The sequence below is a fragment of the Pseudomonas sp. NFPP04 genome (genome assembly GCF_900113815.1).
Classification (GTDB): domain Bacteria; phylum Pseudomonadota; class Gammaproteobacteria; order Pseudomonadales; family Pseudomonadaceae; genus Aquipseudomonas; species Aquipseudomonas extremorientalis.
Map to the genome: position 1 here is coordinate 49,479 of NZ_FOQS01000003.1, position 22,024 is coordinate 71,502.

General features: G+C 61.0%; 21 protein-coding genes. 17 read left to right on the forward strand and 4 right to left on the reverse strand.

Features of this window, described 5'->3' with window-relative positions; genetic code table 11:
* Positions 1–524 precede the first annotated feature (524 nt).
* Both BM017_RS07575 and BM017_RS07580 read left to right on the forward strand, forming a co-directional pair.
* Positions 525–1,250, forward strand: coding sequence for a response regulator (locus BM017_RS07575; protein WP_092242497.1), 726 nt, complete (start codon positions 525–527; stop codon positions 1,248–1,250).
* Positions 1,247–2,857 carry an ATP-binding protein gene (locus BM017_RS07580; protein ID WP_092242500.1) on the forward strand — a complete coding sequence of 537 codons (1,611 nt, stop codon included), beginning with the start codon at positions 1,247–1,249 and terminating at the stop codon, positions 2,855–2,857. The genes BM017_RS07575 and BM017_RS07580 overlap by 4 nt, the downstream gene beginning before the upstream one ends.
* 4 nt (positions 2,858–2,861) lie before the next feature.
* Here BM017_RS07580 and BM017_RS07585 read toward each other — a convergent pair whose 3' ends face one another.
* Positions 2,862–3,578 carry a 4'-phosphopantetheinyl transferase family protein gene (locus BM017_RS07585; protein WP_092242503.1) on the reverse strand — a complete coding sequence of 239 codons (717 nt, stop codon included), beginning with the start codon at positions 3,576–3,578 and terminating at the stop codon, positions 2,862–2,864.
* A 135-nt stretch (positions 3,579–3,713) separates the two neighbouring features.
* On the opposite strand from BM017_RS07585, the gene BM017_RS07590 reads away from it, so the two are divergent.
* Genes BM017_RS07590 through BM017_RS07600 form a run of 3 tightly spaced genes read left to right on the forward strand, consistent with a single transcriptional unit; the run spans position 3,714 to position 6,061 of the window.
* Positions 3,714–4,022, forward strand: a complete 309-nt coding sequence (locus BM017_RS07590; RefSeq protein ID WP_092242506.1) for a hypothetical protein — start codon at positions 3,714–3,716, stop codon at positions 4,020–4,022.
* Positions 4,023–4,040: 18 nt separating this feature from the next.
* The gene (locus BM017_RS07595) at positions 4,041–4,718 is read left to right on the forward strand and encodes a response regulator (RefSeq protein ID WP_092242509.1); all 678 of its coding nucleotides are present in this window, start codon (positions 4,041–4,043) and stop codon (positions 4,716–4,718) included.
* On the forward strand, positions 4,715–6,061 hold the full coding sequence (locus BM017_RS07600; protein WP_092242512.1) for an ATP-binding protein: 1,347 nt from the start codon (positions 4,715–4,717) through the stop codon (positions 6,059–6,061). Before BM017_RS07595 ends, BM017_RS07600 begins: the two co-directional genes overlap by 4 nt.
* A gap of 60 nt (positions 6,062–6,121) precedes the next feature.
* On the opposite strand, the gene BM017_RS07605 is transcribed toward BM017_RS07600, so the two are convergent.
* Complete coding sequence (locus BM017_RS07605; protein WP_092242514.1) at positions 6,122–7,120, reverse strand: AraC family transcriptional regulator; 999 nt, start codon at positions 7,118–7,120, stop codon at positions 6,122–6,124.
* A gap of 338 nt (positions 7,121–7,458) precedes the next feature.
* Here BM017_RS07605 and BM017_RS07610 point away from each other — a divergent pair, with 338 nt between their 5' ends.
* The 3 genes from BM017_RS07610 to BM017_RS07620 all read left to right on the forward strand — a co-directional run bounded on the left by BM017_RS07610 (position 7,459) and on the right by BM017_RS07620 (position 10,498).
* On the forward strand, positions 7,459–8,790 hold the full coding sequence (locus BM017_RS07610; RefSeq protein ID WP_071490511.1) for a dicarboxylate/amino acid:cation symporter: 1,332 nt from the start codon (positions 7,459–7,461) through the stop codon (positions 8,788–8,790).
* 140 nt (positions 8,791–8,930) lie between these two features.
* Complete coding sequence (locus BM017_RS07615) at positions 8,931–9,917, forward strand: XdhC family protein (protein ID WP_092242517.1); 987 nt, start codon at positions 8,931–8,933, stop codon at positions 9,915–9,917.
* Positions 9,914–10,498, forward strand: a complete 585-nt coding sequence (locus BM017_RS07620; protein WP_092242519.1) for a nucleotidyltransferase family protein — start codon at positions 9,914–9,916, stop codon at positions 10,496–10,498. The genes BM017_RS07615 and BM017_RS07620 overlap by 4 nt, the downstream gene beginning before the upstream one ends.
* A 63-nt stretch (positions 10,499–10,561) precedes the next feature.
* On the opposite strand, the gene rne is transcribed toward BM017_RS07620, so the two are convergent.
* Complete coding sequence (gene rne, locus BM017_RS07625) at positions 10,562–13,720, reverse strand: ribonuclease E (RefSeq protein ID WP_218189849.1); 3,159 nt, start codon at positions 13,718–13,720, stop codon at positions 10,562–10,564.
* 759 nt (positions 13,721–14,479) lie between these two features.
* Here rne and rluC point away from each other — a divergent pair.
* From rluC to BM017_RS07640, 3 genes are read left to right on the forward strand one after another with little or no spacing between them, the layout of a single operon-like run.
* Positions 14,480–15,439 (forward strand): 23S rRNA pseudouridine(955/2504/2580) synthase RluC, encoded by a 960-nt coding sequence (rluC, locus tag BM017_RS07630; protein WP_071490507.1) that lies wholly within the window; start codon positions 14,480–14,482, stop codon positions 15,437–15,439.
* Positions 15,426–16,088, forward strand: coding sequence for an HAD-IA family hydrolase (locus BM017_RS07635; RefSeq protein WP_092242524.1), 663 nt, complete (start codon positions 15,426–15,428; stop codon positions 16,086–16,088). The genes rluC and BM017_RS07635 overlap by 14 nt, the downstream gene beginning before the upstream one ends.
* Before the next feature lie 21 nt (positions 16,089–16,109).
* Positions 16,110–17,093 (forward strand): S49 family peptidase, encoded by a 984-nt coding sequence (locus BM017_RS07640; RefSeq protein ID WP_092242527.1) that lies wholly within the window; start codon positions 16,110–16,112, stop codon positions 17,091–17,093.
* 130 nt (positions 17,094–17,223) lie between these two features.
* On the opposite strand, the gene BM017_RS07645 is transcribed toward BM017_RS07640, so the two are convergent.
* Entirely contained in the window at positions 17,224–17,802 is a 579-nt protein-coding gene (locus BM017_RS07645; RefSeq protein WP_092242530.1) for a Maf family protein, read from the reverse strand.
* Positions 17,803–17,907: 105 nt separating this feature from the next.
* On the opposite strand from BM017_RS07645, the gene BM017_RS07650 reads away from it, so the two are divergent.
* The 6 genes from BM017_RS07650 (at position 17,908) to acpP (ending at position 21,911) form a co-directional block, all read left to right on the forward strand.
* The gene (locus tag BM017_RS07650) at positions 17,908–18,438 is read left to right on the forward strand and encodes a YceD family protein (protein WP_092242533.1); all 531 of its coding nucleotides are present in this window, start codon (positions 17,908–17,910) and stop codon (positions 18,436–18,438) included.
* A gap of 13 nt (positions 18,439–18,451) precedes the next feature.
* The gene (rpmF, locus tag BM017_RS07655; RefSeq protein WP_003179396.1) at positions 18,452–18,634 is read left to right on the forward strand and encodes a 50S ribosomal protein L32; all 183 of its coding nucleotides are present in this window, start codon (positions 18,452–18,454) and stop codon (positions 18,632–18,634) included.
* 4 nt (positions 18,635–18,638) lie between these two features.
* The gene (plsX, locus tag BM017_RS07660) at positions 18,639–19,649 is read left to right on the forward strand and encodes a phosphate acyltransferase PlsX (RefSeq protein ID WP_092242536.1); all 1,011 of its coding nucleotides are present in this window, start codon (positions 18,639–18,641) and stop codon (positions 19,647–19,649) included.
* 126 nt (positions 19,650–19,775) lie between these two features.
* A complete protein-coding gene (gene fabD, locus BM017_RS07665; protein WP_092242539.1) occupies positions 19,776–20,714 on the forward strand; it encodes an ACP S-malonyltransferase in 939 nt (312 codons plus the stop codon).
* 25 nt (positions 20,715–20,739) lie between these two features.
* Positions 20,740–21,483 (forward strand): 3-oxoacyl-ACP reductase FabG, encoded by a 744-nt coding sequence (gene fabG, locus BM017_RS07670; protein WP_015885432.1) that lies wholly within the window; start codon positions 20,740–20,742, stop codon positions 21,481–21,483.
* A gap of 191 nt (positions 21,484–21,674) precedes the next feature.
* A complete protein-coding gene (acpP, locus tag BM017_RS07675; RefSeq protein WP_003175607.1) occupies positions 21,675–21,911 on the forward strand; it encodes an acyl carrier protein in 237 nt (78 codons plus the stop codon).
* Positions 21,912–22,024: the final 113 nt, after the last annotated feature.

The window sequence follows — 22,024 nt, forward strand, 5'->3', positions numbered from 1 at the left end:
TTGTGAGTGCCAGGCTCTTCCTGCAACACCCGTACCGTTTTCCATATCGGGGATGGGAAACAGCTGCCATCCGCGTGAGCGGTTTGGTCTACTGAAAATCGGTTGGTTCCATGCTGCGCTAGCAATAAAACGCTTGAATTTCGAGCCACTTGTGTGGTTGGGCGATTTCTTCGAAAACCCCACATGTAGGGTCTTCTGTAGTGCCGAGGTACAAGATAATGCGTTTTCGAGGGGTTAGCAACGCAGTAACCTGTGGATAACGCTGTGAGTAAAATGTGTAAGAAAGGTAGAACAGCCGTGTAGGCCGCATTGCTGCTGGATTACGCCGTTTGTCATTAAATGTTTCGGCCTCAAAACAAGCAGCCCATTTTCGAAGGGCGCGAACCCTATCACAAAAAAACCTGATCACCGAATGGATTTCCCGGCTTGTGTTTGAGGGCTGGCCCATGGCTACAATCGCCTGCCTCGGGCTAAGAAGCGACCCACATCATGCCCGCCTTTTATGACAGACATTGAGGTCACCCGTGGAGCAAGAAGCCTGGCAGGTATTGATAGTCGAAGATGACCAGCGACTGGCCGAATTGACCCGTGAGTACCTGGAGGGCAACGGCCTGCGGGTCTCGGTGGAAGGCGATGGCGCCCTGGCGGCGGCGCGGATCATCGCCGAACAGCCCGACCTGGTGATCCTCGACCTGATGCTGCCCGGCGAAGACGGCCTGAGCATCTGCCGCAAGGTGCGTGAGCGCTATGACGGCGTGATCCTGATGCTCACCGCGCGCACCGACGATATGGACCAGGTGCTGGGCCTGGACATGGGCGCCGACGATTATGTGTGCAAGCCCGTGCGCCCGCGCCTGTTGCTGGCGCGCATCCAGGCCCTGCTGCGGCGCAGCGAAGCGACGGAGCCAGCCGCCGTGGAGAACCAGCGCCGCCTGCAATTCGGCCCTCTGGTGGTGGACAACGCCCTGCGCGAGGCCTGGCTGAATAATGAGGGCATCGAACTGACCAGCGCCGAGTTCGACCTGCTGTGGCTGCTGGTGGCGAATGCCGGGCGCATTCTTTCCCGCGAAGAAATCTTCATTGCCCTGCGCGGCATCGGCTACGACGGTCAGGATCGCTCCATCGACGTGCGTATCTCTCGCATACGCCCCAAGATAGGTGACGACCCGATCCACCCGCGCCTGATCAAGACCATTCGCAGCAAAGGCTACCTGTTCGTCCCCGAAGCCGCCGCCGACATGCCGCTGTGAACTCGATCTTCCTGCGCATATACGGCGGCATGTGCGCGGCGCTGATCCTAGTGGCGCTGCTCGGCGTGCTGGCCCTGCACCTGCTCAACGAGGTGCGCAGCGGCCAGTACCGCGAGCGCCTGGCCCATGGCACCTTCGCCTTGATGGGTGACAACCTGCAACCCATGAGCGCCATCGAGCGCCAGCGCGCCCTGGCGGTGTGGGAGCGTTTGCTGGGGATTCCGCTGGAGTTGCGCCCGCTGGCCGATGCGCAACTGGACTTGAGCCAGCGCAATCGCCTGCAACGCGGCCAGGTGCTGGTGGAGCAGACCGGGCCGCATGCCGCGCGGGTGCTGCGTTTGGTCAGCGAACAGGAGCAGCTTGTTCTTACAGGCGAGGTTCAGCAGATCAGCGAACAACTGGCCCGCGCGACTATCTACCTGCTGGCCGATGAGCTGGTGCGCTTTCCGGTGGCCGAACAGCCGCAGCGCCTGGCAGATATAAAGGAAGCCAAGGGCTTTGGCTTTGATATGCACCTGATGCCACTCGACCAGGCCGATATGGATGAAGACCAGCGTCGTCGGGTTTCGGAAGGCGACACGGTGATGGCCCTGGGCAAGGGCGGCGATTCGATCCGCGTGTTTGCCGGCATGGTCGGTACGCCGTGGGTGCTGGAGATCGGCCCGTTGTATCAGATGAACCCTTACCCGGCGCAATGGCTGATCCTGATCGCCTTGATCGGCCTGACCCTGATCGGCCTGATCGTCTATCTATTGGTGCGCCAGCTTGAGCGTCGGCTGCGTGGTCTGGAAGCCGCCGCCACACGGATCGCCAAGGGCAATCTGGAGGTTCGCGTGCCGGCCCGTGGTGCTGATTCGGTGGGGCGGCTGGCGGCGGCGTTCAATGGCATGGCCGAGCATTTGCAACAACTGCTGGCGATCCAGCGCGAGTTGGTGCGCGCGGTGTCCCACGAGTTGCGCACGCCGGTGGCACGCCTGCGTTTCGGCCTGGAGATGGTTGGCGACGCCACTACCGTCGAGGCTCGGCGTAAATACCTGGAAGGCATGGACAGCGACATCCAGGACCTCGATGGCCTGGTGGATGAAATGCTCACTTACGCGCGCCTGGAACAAGGCTCGCCGGAGCTGAATTTCCAGCGGGTCGACCTTGATGCGCTGCTTGATCAGGTGATCGGCGAATTATCGCCACTGCGTCCGCAAGTGACTGTGGCCCGAGGGATTTGCTTGTCTTCGGCGCATTGGGACGACGCCTGGGTCGACGCCGAACCGCGTTACCTGCACCGTGCCCTGCAGAACCTGGTGAGCAATGCCATGCGCCACGCCCAAGGCCAGGTGTTGATCAGTTATCAGGTGGGCCAGGTGCGCTGCCGCATCGACGTGGAAGACGACGGCCCCGGCGTGCCGGAAAGCGCCTGGGAGCGCATCTTCACGCCCTTTCTGCGCCTGGACGACAGTCGCACCCGTGCCTCGGGCGGGCATGGCCTGGGGTTGTCGATTGTGCGGCGGATTATCTATTGGCACGGCGGGCGGGCGTTGATCAGCAAGAGCAATAATCTGGGCGGCGCGTGTTTCAGCTTGAGTTGGCCCAGGGATCAGGATAAACCCTGATGGATCAGGCGCTGACTGCGACCAGGCTCAACAACTGCCCATCATCCACCGCAAACTGGCCCACCAATTCCTTGCCATGGCACCACTCTTCGGACAGGTCCGTCAGCAGTCGCAACCGCAGATGCCCGGCCTCTGACCATTCCAGCAACTCGGCATGCTCAAAGTAGAAACGCTTTTGCACAATGGGGTAGAGCGCCTTGAACAGGCTCTCCTTGGCGGAGAACGTCAGCGTCACCAACAGGGCGATCCTTTCCCTTGGCAAGGCGGCCATGCGCAGTAATTCATCAGCCGTCAGGATTTCCCCCGCCAAGCGCTCGGCCCGCTCGAGGCTCAGCACATTCTCCAGGTCCATCCCCAGCCCGCGCCATTGCGCCTTGTGCCCGACAATCGCGGCGGCATGCCCGGTGCTATGGGTAATGGAACCGCTGATAGGCGCGGGCCACACCGGTGCGCGGTCTTCGCCGATCGCCGGGATGCAGTCGAGGTGATCGAGTTGTTGCAGGGCGGCACGGGCGCACAAACGACCGGCGAGGAACTCGGCCTGGCGCTTGGTCACCGAGCGCTGAATGCTCGCCGGTGGCGGCACGGCACAGCGCTGGAAGTCGCCAGGCGTGAGCAGGGTCGGGTCAAAACGCGTGCTGAGAAACACCGTGCCGGGTAACGGTTCGGGCAGCGGCCAATGGGCGTCGAGTGGGGTGCAGCAAGCGGGCAAGGGATTCATGGTCGGTATTTTGCCGAGTTGAGGGGCGTGAGGATAGCCCACTGCGGTTCAGGTGAGGTTCAGAGCCTGTTCAGGGGGAGTTCAGGGGGGGCTGCGTAGTCTGGGGCATACAGCCAAACGCATAGAGGTAACACCATGACTGCGATCAAACAGCTGATGTTGGCGTTAACCATGCTCAGTGCCACCGCTGGGGTCCAGGCATCCGATGGCGCCTTCGCCGCATTCGGCGGTGAGAAAACCAAGAAATCCAGTACCTTGATCCAGCGTGTCAGCTTCGAAGAAGCGGGCAGCCAACCCACGCCCTGGGGCCAGTCCCTGGGCCTTGCAACACCGCAGCCGGCCTACCGCGCCGGCTATGAACACCTGACCGGCCAGTTCAATGGCATTAAACTGCGCCCGCAAGACCTGCAGGGCCGCTATGATATCCCTCTGTCGGACAGTTGAATTGCTTTGGAGAGCCTTATGAAATTGCTGGTGGTGGAAGATGAGGCGCTGCTGCGTCATCACCTGTTTACCCGCCTGACCGACAGCGGGCATGTGGTCGAGGCCGTGGCCAATGCCGAAGAGGCGCTGTACCAGACTGGCCAGTTCAATCATGACCTGGCGATCATCGACCTGGGCCTGCCCGGCATGGGCGGCCTGGACCTGATCCGCCAACTGCGTGCCCAGGCCAAGACCTTTCCGATCCTGATCCTCACCGCCCGCGGTAACTGGCAGGACAAGGTCGAAGGCCTGGCTGCGGGTGCCGACGACTACGTGGTCAAACCGTTCCAGTTCGAAGAGCTGGAGGCGCGGATGAACGCTTTGCTGCGCCGCTCCAGTGGCTTTACCCAGTCGACTATTGTTGCTGGTCCCTTGTTGCTGGACCTCAATCGCAAGCAGGCGTCGCTCGAAGAGCAGCCGCTGGCGTTGACCGCCTACGAATATCGGATCCTTGAATACCTGATGCGCCATCACCAACAAGTGGTCGCCAAAGACCGCTTGATGGAACAGCTCTACCCCGATGACGACGAGCGTGATCCGAATGTCATCGAGGTGCTGGTCGGTCGCCTGCGTCGCAAGCTGGAAGGCCCGGCCGGGTTCAAGCCGATCGACACGGTGCGTGGCCTGGGCTATCTGTTCAATGAGCGCTGCCGTTGATTCGCTCGCTACGCGTGCGCTTGATGCTGGCGGCCGCGACCTTGGCCGTGCTGTTCATGCTCGGCCTGTTGCCGGCCATGCAGGGGGCGTTCAGCCTGGCGTTGCAGGACTCCATCGAGCAGCGCCTGGCGTCGGACGTCACCACCTTGATCTCTGCCGCGCGGGTCGAAAACAACCGTCTGCTGATGCCGGCGCAGTTGCCCGACGAACGCTTCAACCTCACTGACAGCCGCCTGCTCGGCTATATCTACGACCGCGAAGGCCACCTGGTGTGGCGTTCGCGGGCGACCAAAGAAGAAAACATCAACTACAAGCCACGCTACGACGGGCGCGGTAACGAGTTTGCGCGGATTCGCGAGGCCAACGGCCAGGAATTCTTCGTGTATGACGTCGAGGTCAGGCTGCTGGGCGGCAAGAGCGCCGCCTTCAGTATCGTGGCCCTGCAACCGGTGCGCGAATACCAATTGACCCTGGAAGGCTTGCGCGAAAATCTCTACCTGGGCTTCGGCGCAGCCTTGCTGGTGTTGTTGACCTTACTGTGGCTTGGCCTGACCTGGGGCCTGCAAGCCCTGCGCCGGCTGAGTCAGGAGCTCGACCAGATCGAAGGCGGCACCCGTGAGAGCCTCTCCGAACAACACCCCCGCGAATTGCTGCGCCTGACCGGCTCCCTCAACCGCTTGCTGCACAGCGAGCGTGAGCAACGTGCGCGCTACCGCGATTCCCTCGACGATTTGGCCCACAGCCTGAAAACCCCGCTCGCGGTATTGCAGGGAGTGAGCGAAGAAATGGCCCAGCGTCCGGAAGATCGCGAGCAGGCCCGGGTGCTGCAGTCGCAGATCGAGCGCATGAGCCAGCAGATCAGCTACCAGTTGCAGCGCGCCAGCCTGCGCAAAAGCGGCCTGGTGCGCCACCAGGTGCGCCTGGAGCCGGTGCTGCAAAGCCTGTGCGATACGCTGGGCAAGGTCTATCGCGACAAGCGCGTCAGCGTGTCCTTTGACCTGCCGGAAGAGTGTGATGTGCCAATCGAGAAGGGCGCCTTGTTGGAGCTGCTCGGCAACCTGCTGGAAAACGCCTACCGCCTGTGCTTGAGCGAAGTGCGCATCAGCCTGGTGGAAAGCCTGGAAGGCACCGAGCTGTGTATTGAGGATGACGGGCCTGGCGTGCCGCCGGATCAGCGTGCCAGGATTCTGCAGCGGGGTGAACGGCTGGACCGTCAGCACCCGGGGCAGGGGATTGGGTTGGCGGTGGTCAAGGACATCATCGAGAGCTACGGTGCGCGGTTGACCCTGGGCGATTCGCCGTTGGGTGGCGCCGCCTTCAGGATTCACTTCCCGGCTTTGTGATCTTTAGGGGGGGACAGGCCTCATCGGGGGCAAGCCCCCTCCCACATTGGCGCTGCATCTTTAGCTCTCTTGGGCTCGGTAAGCCCCCGGCGTCAACCCCGTCCACTTCTTGAACGCCCGATGAAACGCCGACGGTTCGGAAAAACCCAACTGCTCGGCAATCTCCTGCAACGACAAATCCGCCCGCCCCAAATGATAGATGGCGATGTCCCGCCGCAGCTCATCCTTGAGTGCCTGAAAGCTGGTGCCTTCTTCGCGCAAATGCCTGCGCAGGGTCTGCGGGCTGATGTGCAACTGCTGGGCGACGGCTTCCAGGTCTGGCCAGGGTGTACGGTCGCCGCTGAGCAAGCGGCGGAGCTGGCTGCTCAAGCTGTCGCCTTCATCCGGCCGTGACAACAGGTCGGCGGGGGAGCGCTCGAGGAAGTGCTTGAGCGTGCGTTCGTCCTGCAACAGCGGCAGGCTCAGGTAGCGGCCGTGAAATACCAGGCTGCTGTTCGGTGCGCCGAATACCTGGGTGCAGGGAAACAGCAGGTCGTATTCGCTGGCGTGAGCCGGCATCGGGTAGCTGAAGGTGGCCTGGTGCAGGCGGATGCGTTGGCCGATCAGCCAACTGCCGAGTCGATGCCAGATCACCAGCAGGCATTCGCTGAGGAAGTGATCCGGGTCCCACAATTGCGAGTCGTCCAGGCTCAAACGGGCCATTTCGCCTTCACGTGTCAGCTGCCAGCGTGGCCCCTGCGGGAATAGGCTATAAAACAATAAGCCGCGTTCCAGGGCTTTCTCCAGGGTGCGGCAGTGGATCGATGCGTGGCACATCATGGCAAAGGTGCCGCGTTTGCTGGGGCCGTCGGCAAACCCCAGGTATTCATCGTCCAGCGCCAGCCAGAGCATTTGCAGCAACCGGGTAAATTGTTCCGGCGCGATGCGGGCGCGAGGTTCGGTCAGTAGTTCCGGGGTGATACCTGCTTGCAGCAGCAGGCCCGAGTAGTCGTAACCGACCCGACGCGCACCGCCGAGGGCTGCCCGGGCGTAATGGCTGGCGATGGTACGTTCACGCATGCGAAGGCCTCTTCCATGGAAGGGCGGATGGTAGCCACCCTCGGATGGGGTCACAAGGCGGATATCCGCCAAATTGTAGGACGGGATCAGGTTGATGGGCGGAAATCCGCCACTCGATTCGGTGCTTGGGAGGGCACTTGTAAAGTACAAACCCCGATGTCTAAAGGCCTTCAGGGTTTTTCAGCAAAGTGGCACGGCGTTTGCGATAAGGATGACAGCGCAGGCTGGACCTACCGACCTCGCAAACAACAAATCCCTCCAGTGCAGGAGGGTTCGCAATTCAAGTGTCGTGGGCAATGGCGGATATTTGCCACACGGGACGATTGAGGAACTTTGCAATGACGACTCGTCAGCCTATCTACAAATCCCTGTACTTCCAGGTGATCGTTGCAATCGTTATCGGTATTTTGCTCGGTCACTTCTACCCACAGACCGGTGTGGCCCTCAAGCCACTGGGTGACGGGTTCATCAAACTGATCAAAATGGTCATCGCCCCGATCATCTTCTGCACCGTTGTCAGCGGCATCGCTGGCATGCAAAGCATGAAATCGGTCGGCAAGACCGGCGGCTATGCACTGCTGTACTTCGAGATCGTTTCCACCATCGCGCTGCTGATCGGCCTGATCGTGGTGAACGTGGTGCAACCGGGCAACGGCATGCACATCGACGTCGCCACCCTGGACGCTTCCAAAGTGGCAGCCTACGTCACTGCCGGTAAGGACCAGAGCATCGTCGGCTTTATCCTCAATGTGATCCCTAACACTATCGTTGGCGCGTTCGCCAACGGCGACATCCTGCAAGTGCTGATGTTCTCGGTGATCTTCGGTTTCGCCCTGCACCGCCTGGGTGCCTACGGCAAGCCGGTACTGGATTTCATCGATCGCTTCGCCCACGTGATGTTCAACATCATCAACATGATCATGAAGCTCGCGCCAATCGGTGCCCTGGGCGCCATGGCGTTCACCATCGGTGCCTACGGTGTGGGTTCGCTGGTGCAACTGGGCCAGTTGATGATCTGCTTCTACATCACCTGCCTGCTGTTCGTGCTGGTGGTGCTGGGTGGTATCTGCCGCGCTCACGGTTTCAGCGTGTTGAAACTGGTTCGCTACATCCGTGAAGAGCTGCTGATCGTTCTGGGTACTTCGTCTTCCGAGTCCGCACTGCCACGCATGCTGATCAAGATGGAGCGTCTGGGCGCCAAGAAGTCCGTAGTAGGCCTGGTCATCCCGACTGGCTACTCGTTCAACCTCGACGGTACGTCGATCTACCTGACCATGGCGGCCGTGTTCATCGCCCAGGCGACTGACACTCACATGGACATCACCCACCAGATCACCCTGCTGCTGGTGCTGCTGCTGTCCTCCAAAGGCGCTGCAGGCGTGACCGGTTCGGGCTTCATCGTACTGGCGGCCACCCTGTCGGCCGTAGGTCACCTGCCGGTTGCCGGCCTGGCGCTGATCCTGGGTATCGACCGCTTCATGTCCGAAGCCCGTGCGCTGACCAACCTGGTGGGTAACGCCGTTGCCACCATCGTCGTGGCCAAGTGGGTCAAGGAACTGGACACCGACAAGCTGCAAAGCGAGCTGGCGTCCGGCGGTACTGGCATCTCGGAAACCCGTGAGCTGGATGACCTGGGCGTGGCCGAAGGCCCTGCACCTGTGGTCAAGTAAATCGCCGATGGCGTGAACTAACGCCGACAGCAACGCACAAACGCCCCGACTGGTTCGGGGCGTTTGCGTTTCTGGCGCGTCACTTCGGCGACTTTTGTTTTACAGTGAATGACTCGGTTGTAACGCTTGCAGGAGGTTATGTGGACAGTGTGGATCTGAATGTCCTGCGCAGCGTGCTCGAATGGCGCCGTGCCGGACAGCGAGTGGTGTTGTACAGCGTGGTCCAGACCTGGGGCAGCGCGCCGCGCCCGCCGGGCGCCATGCTGGCGTTGCGGGGCGATGGGGTAGTGATCGGCTCGGTATCGGGCGGGTGCATCGAGGATGACTTGATTGCACGCCTGCAGGACGGCCGGCTGCCTGAAGACGGGCCGCCGGTGCAGTTGGTGACCTACGGCGTTACCCGCGATGAAGCGGCGCGTTTTGGCCTGCCGTGCGGCGGCACCTTGCGCCTGACCGAGGAGCGGGTAGACGAGTGGGAATGGGTGGCTGAGCTGTTGGCACGGTGCGAGGCTCATCAGATCGTCGCCCGGGAGTTGGACCTGGCCACTGGCAAGGTGACGTTGAGTGGCGCGAGCAAGACCGATGTCGTCACCTTCGACGGTGAACGCCTGCGAGCCATCTATGGCCCACGCTGGCGCCTGCTGTTGATCGGTGCCGGGCAGTTGTCGCGGTATGTGGCGGAAATGGCGCGCCTGCTGGATTTCGAAGTACTGATCTGCGACCCGCGCGATGAGTTTGTCTATGGTTGGGAAGACCAGCACGGTCGCTTCGTGCCGGGTATGCCCGATGAGGCGGTGCTGAATATCCAGACCGACGAGCGCACGGCCATCGTCTGCCTCACCCATGATCCGCGCCTGGATGACATGGCGCTGCTGACGGCACTGAATTCCTCGGCGTTCTACATTGGTGCCCTCGGTTCACGGGTCAACAGCCAGAAACGCCGGGAAAACCTCGCAGTGCTCGGCTTGTCGACGGAAGCGATTGCGCGTCTGCATGGGCCGATCGGTTTGCATATCGGCAGTCATACACCGGCGGAAATCGCGTTGTCGTTGATGGCGGAAATTGTTGCGATCAAGAATGGTGTGGCGCCGATGCAGAAGAAGCCGTTGCCGGTGGTGGTTGAGTGAGCATCACCGCGATTGTGCTGGCGGCGGGGCAGGGCAGCCGTTTCCGTGCCGAGGCAGGGGCTGACCAGGACAAGTTGCTGGCTGATTGTGTGGGCCTGGATGGCGTCGTTCGGCCAGTGATCGAGCAGGTGCTGAAAAATCTGCCGAGTGCCGTGGCTGATCGTTGGGTGGTGACTTCAGCCGATCGTCCCGAAGTAATTCGCTTGGCAGAGATCTACGGTTGCAAGGTGTTGCTGCTGCGCTCGGCCGGCATGGGCGACAGTATTGCCGCTGCGGTTGCAGCCAGTGCTTCGGCGAATGGCTGGCTGGTGGTGCTGGGGGATATGCCGTTTATTCAGTCATCGAGCATTGAGCGAGTGATTGCGGGGTTGGAGGAGGGTGGCATCAGTGTGCCGGTGCAGGACGGGCATTACGGGCATCCTGTGGCATTTGGCCGGGCATTTGGGCCCGGGTTGATGGCTTTGACCGGTGACCGTGGAGCCAAGCCGTTGTTTGCCCAGGCGGCGGTGCGTGAGGTGGCGGTAGATGACCCAGGTGTGTCATGGGATGTGGACGTGCCTGCGTTGTTGCATTACCTCTAACCGGACGAACATAAAAAAGCCCCGCCTGATCACTCAGGCGGGGCTTTTCAGTGGCTGCGGGAATCAGGCGAGAGGCTTGCTCTCGTGTTCTGCTTCCTGTGCCGCGGCAGCAGCAGCAGCGGCTTCAGCTTCCTTGCGACGACGACGCACTTCACGTGGGTCGTTCGGCGCACGGCCGTTTTCGGTCAGGGCGCTGACCGGTGCAGCCTCAACCACGGGGGCAGCCACTTCGGCAGCCGCCGGCGCTTCAACTACTGGCGCTGGTTCAACGACCGGAGCAGGCTCAACCACTGGGGCTGGCTCGGCAACCACAACTTCGGCAACCGGTGCCGGCGCTTCTTCTACCGCCGGGGCAGGTGCTGGCGCTGGCGCTTCAACCGGAGCGGCAGGCTCGGCAGTCCATTGGAAGGCGGTCTGTTCTTCACGAACTTCACGAACTTCCGGGGCCGCTTCGACAACCGGTGCTTCAATCACTGCTTTAGCCACAGGTTGAGGCTCGACTACCGGTACTTGTTCAGCCACCGCTTCAACTTCTGGCAGGGCTTCTTGAACCGGAGCAACTTCCACTTCCGGAACAACCGGTGCTTCGATTGGGGTAGTCGCTTCAACAACCGGTGCTTCTACGACTGGGGTTTCGGCAGCAGGTGCTTCAACGACCGACGCTTCAACCACTGGGGCCTCGGCGGCAGGCACTTCCACAACGACGGCTTCTTCAACAGTCGCGGTAGCGCGCTCAGCCTGCTCGTGCGCCTGGGCTTCAGCCGGAGCGCTGATGACCGAGCTGGCAACGGCAGCGGTAACGGCCAGGCCGGCAGCCAGCTCGGCGCCAGTCGGCTCGCTGGTAGCGGCTTCTGCGTTTTCGCCGGTCTCTTCCGAGCCTTCGATCACGTTGCCGTTGGCATCGCGTTGACGCTCACGACGGTTGCTGCGACGACGCTGGCCACGGGAGCGACGGCGTGGACGATCGCCTTCGGCGCCTTCCTGACCGTCTTCCTGCAGTTGCTCTTCGCCGGTCAGCACTTCTTCTTCGCTGGCGGCAGCCGCTTGTTCGGCACGTGGTTGACGCTCTTCACGCGGAGCGCGAGGCTGGCGTTCTTCACGTGGCGCACGTTCTTCGCGCGGCTGGCGAGCCGGGCGTTCTTCGGCAACAACAGCTGCACCGGCAACGGCTGGCGCAGCGTCCAGCGGCTCGCGCAGTTCGCGCACACGCTCTTCGCGCTCGCCACGTGGCTTGCGGTCTTCGCGTGGGGCGCGTGGCGTACGCGGTGCGCGCTCTTCACGCGGTGCCCGTTCTACGGTCGGGGTTTCTTCACGGGCTTCGCGAGGCGCACGCTCTTCACGTGGGGCGCGTTCTTCACGCGGCGCACGCTCTTCGCGCGGCTTGCGCTCTTCGTCACGACGGCCGTTGCGGTTACGGCTCTGCTGGCGACCGTTGCGACGCTCTTCGTTGCGTGCAGGGCGCTCGGTCGCTGGTTTCTCAACCACAACCGGTGCAGCAGGTTCTTCCTTGGTGGCGAACAGGCTTACCAGCGACTTCACCAGGCCTTTGAACAGGCTTGGCTCAGGCATTACGGCTGGCGCGGCAACCGGAGCGGCGGCTTCAACCGGAACCGGTGCGTTGGCACGGGCCGGAGCGGTTTTCACGGCGGCTTCCTGGCGGACCAGGGTGCGGGTCGCGGCGGCTGGCTGCACTTCTTCGACTTCGGCGGCTGCAGCGGCGATTTCGTAGCTGGACTGGCCGCTGTGGGCTTCCGGGCTGTCATCACGCAGGCGCTGCACTTCGAAGTGCGGCGTTTCGAGGTGATCGTTCGGCAGGATGACGATACGGGCACGGGTGCGCAGTTCGATCTTGGTGATCGAGTTGCGTTTTTCGTTGAGCAGGAAGGCTGCAACCGGAATCGGCACTTGTGCGCGGACTTCGGCGGTGCGGTCTTTCAGGGCTTCTTCTTCGATCAGGCGCAGGATCGCCAGGGACAGCGATTCAACGTCACGGATGATGCCGGTGCCGTTGCAACGCGGGCAAACGATGCCGCTGCTCTCGCCCAGGGACGGACGCAGGCGCTGACGGGACATTTCCAGCAGGCCGAAGCGCGAGATGCGGCCGACCTGTACGCGGGCACGGTCAGCTTCCAGGCATTCGCGGACTTTCTCTTCCACGGCGCGCTGGTTCTTGGCTGGGGTCATGTCGATGAAGTCGATCACGATCAGGCCGCCGATGTCACGCAGGCGCAGCTGGCGGGCGATTTCTTCAGCCGCTTCCAGGTTGGTCTGCAGGGCGGTTTCTTCGATGTCGCTGCCTTTGGTCGCACGCGCCGAGTTGATGTCGATGGACACCAGGGCTTCGGTCGGGTCGATCACGATGGAGCCACCGGAAGGCAGTTCGACCACGCGCTGGAAGGCGGTTTCGATCTGGCTTTCGATCTGGAAACGGTTGAACAGCGGAACGCTGTCTTCGTACAGCTTGATCTTGCTGGCGTACTGCGGCATCACCTGGCGGATGAAGGTCAGGGCTTCGTCCTGGGCTTCAACGCTGTCGATCAGCACTTCGCCGATGTCCTGGCGCAGGTAATCGCGGATGGCGCGGATGATCACGTTGCTTTCCTGGTAGATCAGGAACGGCGCGGAACGATCCAGGGAGGCTTCCTTGATGGCGGTCCAGAGTTGCAGCAGGTAGTCGAGGTCCCACTGCATTTCTTCGCTGCTGCGGCCCAGGCCGGCAGTGCGCACGATCAGGCCCATGTCGGCCGGTGCGATCAGGCCGTTCAGCGCTTCACGCAGTTCGTTGCGCTCTTCGCCTTCGATGCGACGGGAAATGCCGCCTGCACGCGGGTTGTTCGGCATCAGGACCAGGTAACGGCCAGCCAGGCTGATGAAGGTGGTCAGGGCCGCGCCCTTGTTGCCACGTTCTTCTTTTTCGACCTGGACGATGACTTCCTGGCCTTCGCTCAGGACGTCCTTGATGTTCACGCGGCCTTCGGGGGCTTTCTTGAAGTATTCGCGGGAGATTTCTTTGAGGGGCAGGAAGCCGTGGCGCTCGGAGCCGAAATCGACAAAGGCAGCCTCGAGGCTTGGTTCGATGCGAGTAATACGGCCTTTATAGATGTTGGCCTTCTTTTGCTCGCGTGCACCGGATTCGATGTCCAGGTCGTAGAGGCGTTGGCCATCTACCAGTGCAACACGCAACTCTTCGGGTTGAGTTGCGTTAATCAGCATTCTTTTCATGTTGTACCGTCGGTTTCCGGGCTGCCGGAAACGGCGTTCGGCACACACGACTTCTCACGGTCGGTGTCAGGTGCGTCAAGAGTGGTTGGCCACTCCAGTGTCCAGCAATAACAGGCCAATTGGGCCGGTACCGCGACGGACGCGTCCTGCTTGTTAGCGGTGGTGACAAAGGCACCACTTCAACAAAAGCTAAGGTCAGGAGGAGGAATCAACCGGCGACTGTGGACGAGATGAAGCGTCTAAATATAAGCCTAGTGCTACACGGTCCGACGGTTGTGCATCTCCACCCTACACGTATCCCTGATAATTCGGGTGCTGCCGCGCGCAGAATCCGCAGCGGGTTGGCATTTACCGTGTTCTCCAATGGGGAGTCCACGCTCATGGCTAAACAAGACTAGGTGTGGGCGGTTGCGCTCTCACTCAGCTCTTAACAGGCGTTGTTTCCGAAGCATTCGCCGTGGTCTGGTCCAAGACTGACTGCACTTTGTGAACTGGCCGTAAATATCGGCGCAGAACGCGAGTATTCACTCTGCTTTCTGCACTCGCTTCAGGCCTCATGTCACCTGCGCTTGTTACAATCTTGAACCTTCCAGGGTGGCGAAAGCCCCGTAGGACGGCCTCGCGTCCTGATGAATTGCGATGGTCAGGGCCGGCAGTTTGCCGCATGTCCTCTGTCCAGGCCGCTTTTGGCGGCGTTCGCGACTATAGCAGCAATGATTAAGTGCTTCAATTCCATAAAAAATTGTTATCATCGCCGCCATGACGACTACCGCCCCCCAGACCCCCAGCGTCCAGCTGCTCGAGGTCTCGCCGGAATATGCCGGCCAACGCATCGACAATTTTCTCCTGGCCAGGCTCAAAGGCGTGCCCAAGACCTTGATTTACCGCATCTTGCGTAAAGGTGAAGTGCGGGTGAACAAGGGCCGGATCAAGCCCGAGTACAAGTTGCAGGCGGGCGATATCGTACGCGTGCCACCGGTGCGCGTGCCTGAGCGTGACGAGCCTGTACCGTTGGCCCAGGGCTTGTTGCAGCGCCTGGAAGCCTCGATTGTCTTCGAAGACAGCAAGCTGATTGTGATCAACAAGCCCTGCGGCATTGCGGTGCATGGTGGCAGCGGCCTGAATTTCGGCGTGATCGAAGCCTTTCGTCAGTTGCGCCCGGATGCCAAGGAGCTGGAACTGGTCCACCGCCTGGACCGCGACACGTCCGGCCTGCTGATGATCGCCAAGAAACGCAGCATGTTGCGCCACCTGCACACCGCGTTGCGCGGCGATGGCGTGGACAAGCGCTACATGGCGCTGGTGCGCGGCAACTGGGCCAGTTCCATCAAGAGCGTCCGTGCGCCGTTGCAGAAGAGCAACCTGCGCTCCGGCGAGCGCATGGTCGAAGTGGATGAGGAGGGCAAAGAAGCCCTGACCCTGTTCAAGGTGCTGCGCCGTTTCGGCGACTTCGCCACGATGGTCGAGGCCAAGCCGGTCACCGGGCGCACCCATCAGATTCGTGTGCACACCCTGCACGCGGGTCACTGCATCGCGGGCGATACCAAGTACGGCGACGAAGATTTCTCCAGGGAAATCCGCGATCTGGGCGGCAAGCGCCTGTTTCTGCACGCCTACATGCTCACCGTGCCGCTGCCAGATGGTGGCGAGTTGAAGCTGCAGGCACCGGTCGATGAGATGTGGGCCAAGACCGTGGAGCGCTTGAGTGTCGCGCCTTGACTACAAACTGCTGATATTCGATTGGGATGGCACCCTGGCCGACTCCATTGGCCGGATTGTCGAGTCGATGCACGCTGCGTCGACCCGCTCGGGGTATGCGCTGTGCAGTGATCTGGCGGTCAAGGGCATTATCGGCCTCGGCTTGCCTGAGGCGATTCGCACCTTGTACCCCGAGATCAGCGACGCCGAACTGGTCGCGTTTCGCGAGCATTACGCCGATCACTACATCGCATTGGAGGCCACCCCTTCGCCGCTGTTCGACGGTGTGGCGCAGGCCCTGGAGGCATTCCGTGCCCAGGGCTATCACCTGGCAGTCGCCACTGGCAAGGCACGACGTGGCCTGGATCGGGTGCTCAAGGCCCACGGTTGGGAAGATTATTTCGATATCACCCGCGCCGCCGATGAAACTGCCAGCAAGCCTCATCCTCTGATGCTGGAGCAGATCCTGGCCCATTGCGGCGTGTCGCCACGCCAGGCCTTGATGGTGGGCGATGCCTCCTTCGACCTGATGATGGCGCGCAATGCGGGCATGGACAGTGTGGCGGTCAGCTATGGCGCCCAGGCTGCCGAGGCGTTGCAGCAATATGAGCCGCGTCTGACGATTGATCATTTTTCCGAATTGCAGGCCTGGCTCAGCCGGGCCCAATAAGTCTTTGTTGGGGTTGATGGCATGAGTGATGAGTGGAAAGCGCCCGAAAAGGCTGAAAGCAGTGATGACAAAAGCTGGAAGCTGCTGGAGAAAACCCTTCTGGCCAGCGTTCAGGAGCAGCGTCGCGCGCGGCGTTGGGGGATTTTCTTCAAGCTGCTGACCTTTGTCTGGCTCATCGGCATGCTGGCGCTGTTCAGTCCACTGGTGGACATGGAAAAAAGCGCAACCCGGGGTGCCAATTACACTGCCCTGATCGAAGTGCGCGGAGTGATTGCCGACAAGGAGTCCGCCAGTGCCGACAACATTGTCAGCAGCCTGCGCGCCGCGTTCGAAGACCCTAAGGTCAAAGGTGTGATCCTGCGTATCAACAGCCCGGGCGGCAGTCCGGTGCAATCGGGTTATGTGTATGACGAGATCCGTCGTCTGCGTGGTCTGCACCCGGATACCAAGCTGTATGCGGTGATTTCCGACCTGGGCGCCTCGGGTGCCTATTACATTGCCAGTGCCGCTGACCAGATCTACGCCGACAAGGCCAGTCTGGTGGGTTCCATTGGCGTGACGGCGGCCGGTTATGGTTTCGTCGGCACCATGGAGAAGCTCGGGGTGGAGCGTCGCACGTACACTTCGGGTGAACACAAATCCTTCCTCGATCCCTTCCAGCCGCAAAAGGCCGATGAGACCCAGTTCTGGCAGGGTGTGCTCGATACCACCCATCGCCAATTCATCGCGAGCGTGAAACAGGGGCGTGGTGATCGTCTGAAGGACAAAGACCATCCGGAGCTGTTCTCCGGCCTGGTGTGGTCCGGCGAGCAGGCGTTGCCGCTGGGCTTGATCGACGGCCTGGGCAGTGCCAGTTCGGTGGCGCGGGATGTGATTGGCGAGAAGGAGTTGGTGGATTTTACGGTTGAGGAATCGCCGTTTGATCGTTTCTCCAAGCGGCTCGGTGCCAGTGTGGCCGAGAAGCTGGCCTTTTACATGGGCTTCCAAGGCCCAAGCCTGCGCTGAGCCCCAGGCTACATATAGATCAAAATGTGGGAGGGGGCTCGCCCCCGATTGCGGTGGGTCAACTGCGGGTTAGTTGGCTGATCCTCTGCTATCGGGGGCAAGCCCCCTCCCACATTTGCTTGTGGTGGTCTCAGGGGATTTGCACGCCTTCGGCCAGCAGCATATCCACCAGGCGAATGAGGGGAAGGCCGATGAGGCTGGTGGCGTCCGACCCTTCGGTACTTTGGAACAGGCTCACGCCCAACCCCTCGGCCTTGAAGCTTCCCGCACAGTCATACGGCTGCTCGACTCGCAAATAGCGCTCGATGCGCTCTGCATCGAGTTCGCGCATGTGCACGGTAAAAGGCACGCAGTCGACCTGGCAGTGCCCCGTCTTGCTGTTGAGTAGTGCAAGCCCGGTGAGGAAGCTGACGCGCTTGCCGCTGGCGGCCAGCAGTTGCTCGCGGGCATTCTCGAAGGTGTGCGGCTTGCCGATGATCCTGCCATCGAGTGCGGCCACCTGGTCGGAGCCGATAATCAAATACCCCGGATGGCTGGCGGCAAGGGCGCGGGCTTTCTGTTCGGCCAGGCGCTTGACCAGTTCCTCGGCGGATTCATTTTCGTGGTGACTTTCATCGATATCCGGTGAGCTGCAGATAAACGGCAGGTGCAGGCGGCTCAGCAATTCCCGGCGATACACCGAGCTGGATGCGAGTAATAAAGGCAGCATGGGCGTCTCCTCAGGTCGGCAGCGGATTCTAGCGGGGCGACCGGCTGACGCACAGGGCTGAATTTCCTTTGACATGGCTGGGTGCATCCCTATAATGCTGCGCCTATGTTGAATGACCCGATTCCACCTCACGTTGACCCGCGCAAATTGGCTGATCGTGGCACTTCCCTTCAAGGTGAGTTGCTGCTGGCCGATTTGGAGAGACTCTGCGACCCGCTTTCCGACACTGTCGGTACGGTGCAGGCCAAATTCGTTTTTGAACGAGATGAACGTAAATCTGTGGTAATCCACAGTTTTATCGACACCGAAGTCAAAATGGTTTGCCAGCGTTGTCTTGAGCTGGTCACCCTGCCGATCCACAGCGAGTGCAGTTATGCTGTGTTGAAGGAGGGTGCGAATACCCAGTCGTTGCCGAAAGGTTATGACGTGCTGGAACTGGGCGAAGATCCTTTGGATCTGCATGCACTGATCGAGGAGGAGCTTCTGCTCGCCTTGCCCATTGTGCCTGCTCATCATCCGGAAGAATGCCAGCAGCCGGCGGGCCTCGATGACGAGCCCGAACCGAGCGAGGACGAGGTAACGCGGTCCAACCCGTTCAGTGTATTGGCGCAGTTAAAGCGTGACCCAAACGTTTAGGAGTTAATCAATTATGGCTGTTCAGCAGAACAAAAAATCCCGCTCCGCCCGTGACATGCGCCGTTCGCACGACGCTCTCGAGGCTAGCACCCTGTCCGTGGAAAAGACCACCGGTGAAGTTCACCTGCGTCACCACGTATCGCCAGAAGGCGTATACCGTGGCCGTAAAGTGATCGACAAGGGCGCTGACGAGTAATCACTTGTCTGCTCTAGTCATCGCGATAGACGCAATGGGCGGGGACTTCGGTCCCCGCAGCATTGTTCAGGCCTGCATTGCCAGCCTGTCTGCAACACCCTCGCTGCACCTGGCCCTCGTCGGCCAACCCTCCTTACTTGAAGAACTGATTGCCAGCCATCCGGCGGTGGATCGCGCGCGCCTGACGATTACGCCAGCCAGCGAAACCATCACCATGGATGAAAAGCCTGCGGCAGCTCTGCGTGGCAAGCCTGACTCTTCAATGCGGGTGGCCCTGGAACTGCTGCGTGATGGCAAGGTGCAAGCCTGTGTCAGCGCCGGTAATACCGGGGCGCTGATGGCGTTGTCGCGGTTTGTGCTCAAGACCCTGCCCGGCATTGATCGACCGGCTATGGTGGCGGCGATTCCGACGCAAAAAGGCTATTGCCAGTTGCTGGATCTGGGCGCAAACGTCGATTGCAGCGCCGAGCATCTGCTCCAGTTCGCCGTGATGGGCTCGGTGGCCGCCGAGGCGCTTGGCGTGGCCCGCCCGCGCGTTGCCTTGCTGAATATCGGCACCGAAGACATCAAGGGCAACCAGCAGGTCAAGCTGGCCGCCACGTTGCTGCAGGGCGCGCGGGGTTTGAATTACGTCGGGTTTGTCGAAGGTGACGGCTTGTACCGTGGCGAAGCGGACGTGGTGGTGTGTGACGGGTTTGTCGGCAATATCCTGCTCAAATCCAGCGAAGGCCTGGCGACCATGATCGCCACGCGTATCGAGGCGCTGTTCAAACGGAGCCTGGCATCGCGCGTTGTCGGCGCCCTGGCGCTGCCGTTGATGCGCCGCTTGCAGGCTGACCTGGCTCCGGCGCGGCATAATGGCGCGAGTTTTCTGGGGTTGCAGGGCATTGTGGTAAAAAGCCACGGCTCGGCCGGTGTCGAGGGTTTTCAAAGTGCGATCGCGCGGGCAGTGATCGAGATCCAGGAAAACCTGCCGCAACGCTTGCACGGCCGTCTTGAGGACCTGTTGCCTTAGGCGAATCGGCCCGGGAGTGCTTAAATGTGACCGGCCAGTTCAATTGACCATCCAATCTGTCAGTTTCGTGCGCTCCCACCGTAGGAGTGCGCATTTTTGACGACCAGATCATTAGGGGCTTGTTACATGTCTACATCCCTCGCATTCGTCTTTCCAGGGCAGGGTTCGCAGTCCCTCGGCATGTTGGCCGAGCTGGGCGCGCAATACCCGCTGATCCTGGACACCTTCAAGGAAGCTTCCGACGCCCTGGGTTACGACCTGTGGGCACTGACCCAGCAGGGGCCGGAAGAGCAACTCAATCAAACCGATAAAACCCAGCCGGCCATCCTGACCGCCTCGATCGCCCTGTGGCGCCTGTGGCTGGCAGAAGGCGGCGCACGCCCTGCATTCGTCGCCGGCCACAGCCTGGGCGAATACAGCGCCCTGGTGGCAGCGGGCAGCATGACCCTGGGTGAGGCGGTCAAGCTGGTCGAGCGTCGTGGCCAGCTGATGCAAGAAGCCGTTCCGGCCGGGCAGGGCGGCATGGCCGCGATCCTGGGCCTGGACGACGCCGTGGTGATCGAAGCCTGCGCCGAAGCGGCCCAGGGCGAAGTCGTCAGTGCAGTGAATTTCAATTCCCCGGGCCAGGTGGTGATCGCCGGTGCCAAGGCTGCCGTTGAGCGTGCCATCGAAGGCTGCAAGGCCCGTGGCGCCAAGCGTGCGTTGCCGTTGCCGGTGAGCGTGCCGTCGCACTGCGAGCTGATGCGCCCGGCGGCCGAGCGTTTTGCCGAGTCCATCGCCGCCATCAACTGGCAGGCGCCGCAGATCCCGCTGGTGCAGAACGTCAGCGCCGCCGTGGCTGCCGACCTCGAAACCCTCAAGCGCGATCTGCTGGAGCAGCTCTACAAGCCGGTACGCTGGGTTGAATCGGTCCAGACCCTGGCCGCCAATGGTGCGACTGAACTGGTTGAGTGTGGACCGGGTAAAGTCCTGGCCGGCCTGAACAAGCGCTGCGCCGACGGCGTGTCGACTGCCAACCTCAATACCCCTGACGCCTTTGCTGCCGCTCGCGCGGCACTGGCCTGAATCCCTGAACTTAGGAGAAGCCTGCATGAGTCTGCAAGGTAAAGTTGCACTGGTCACCGGCGCAAGCCGTGGCATTGGCCAGGCGATCGCCCTGGAGCTGGGCCGTCAGGGCGCTGTTGTGATCGGCACCGCTACTTCCGCCTCGGGCGCCGAGCGTATCGCCGCGACCCTGAAGGAAAACGGCGTGCAAGGCACCGGCCTGGAACTGAACGTGACCAGCGATGAATCCGTGGCTGCCGTTTTGGCCGAGATCACCGCACAGTTCGGCGCGCCGGCGATTCTGGTGAATAACGCCGGTATCACCCGCGATAACCTGATGATGCGCATGAAAGACGACGAGTGGTACGACGTGGTCGACACCAACTTGAACAGTCTGTTTCGCCTGTCCAAGGGCGTTTTGCGCGGTATGACCAAGGCGCGTTGGGGCCGAATTATCAATATTGGCTCCGTAGTGGGTGCCATGGGCAACGCAGGCCAAGTAAACTACGCAGCCGCCAAGGCCGGTCTGGAAGGTTTCAGCCGTGCATTGGCGCGTGAAGTCGGCTCGCGGTCGATTACGGTCAACTCGGTGGCTCCAGGGTTCATCGACACCGATATGACCCGCGAACTGCCGGAAGCACAGCGTGAAGCGTTGCTGACGCAGATTCCGCTGGGCCGTCTGGGCCAGGCTCAAGAGATCGCGAATGTGGTCACTTTCCTGGCATCCGACGGTGCGGCATACGTGACTGGGGCTACAATCCCGGTGAACGGCGGGATGTACATGAGTTAAATTGTGACGGATCGCTTCAAAAATATGTCATACGAGCTGTCTAAAATCCGTTATAAAGCTGCAACTTAATTTATAGGCAGGTGGCCGACCGGGTACAGGATGAAGCTTTCAGTTGAAAAGCTGAAAAGGCTTTCTATACACTTACCCACTGGCCAGCTGCCTGAATTTGTCCATTAGGAGTTAAACAAGGTATGAGCACCATCGAAGAGCGCGTCAAGAAAATCGTCGCCGAGCAACTGGGCGTTAAAGAAGAAGAAGTGGTCAACACTGCTTCCTTCGTAGAAGACCTGGGTGCCGATTCCCTTGACACCGTTGAGCTGGTGATGGCTCTGGAAGAGGAATTCGAGACCGAAATCCCGGACGAAGAAGCTGAAAAAATCACTACTGTTCAAGCTGCTATCGACTACGTTACTAGCCACCAGGCGTAATAGTTTGTAGTCGTCGCTTGCTGTCAGGGAAAAACCGCACTGCTGTAACGGCGTGCGGTTTTTTCTTTAGCCCTGATGAAAAGTACGCGCTGAAGCAAAAGTGTCGTCATTAG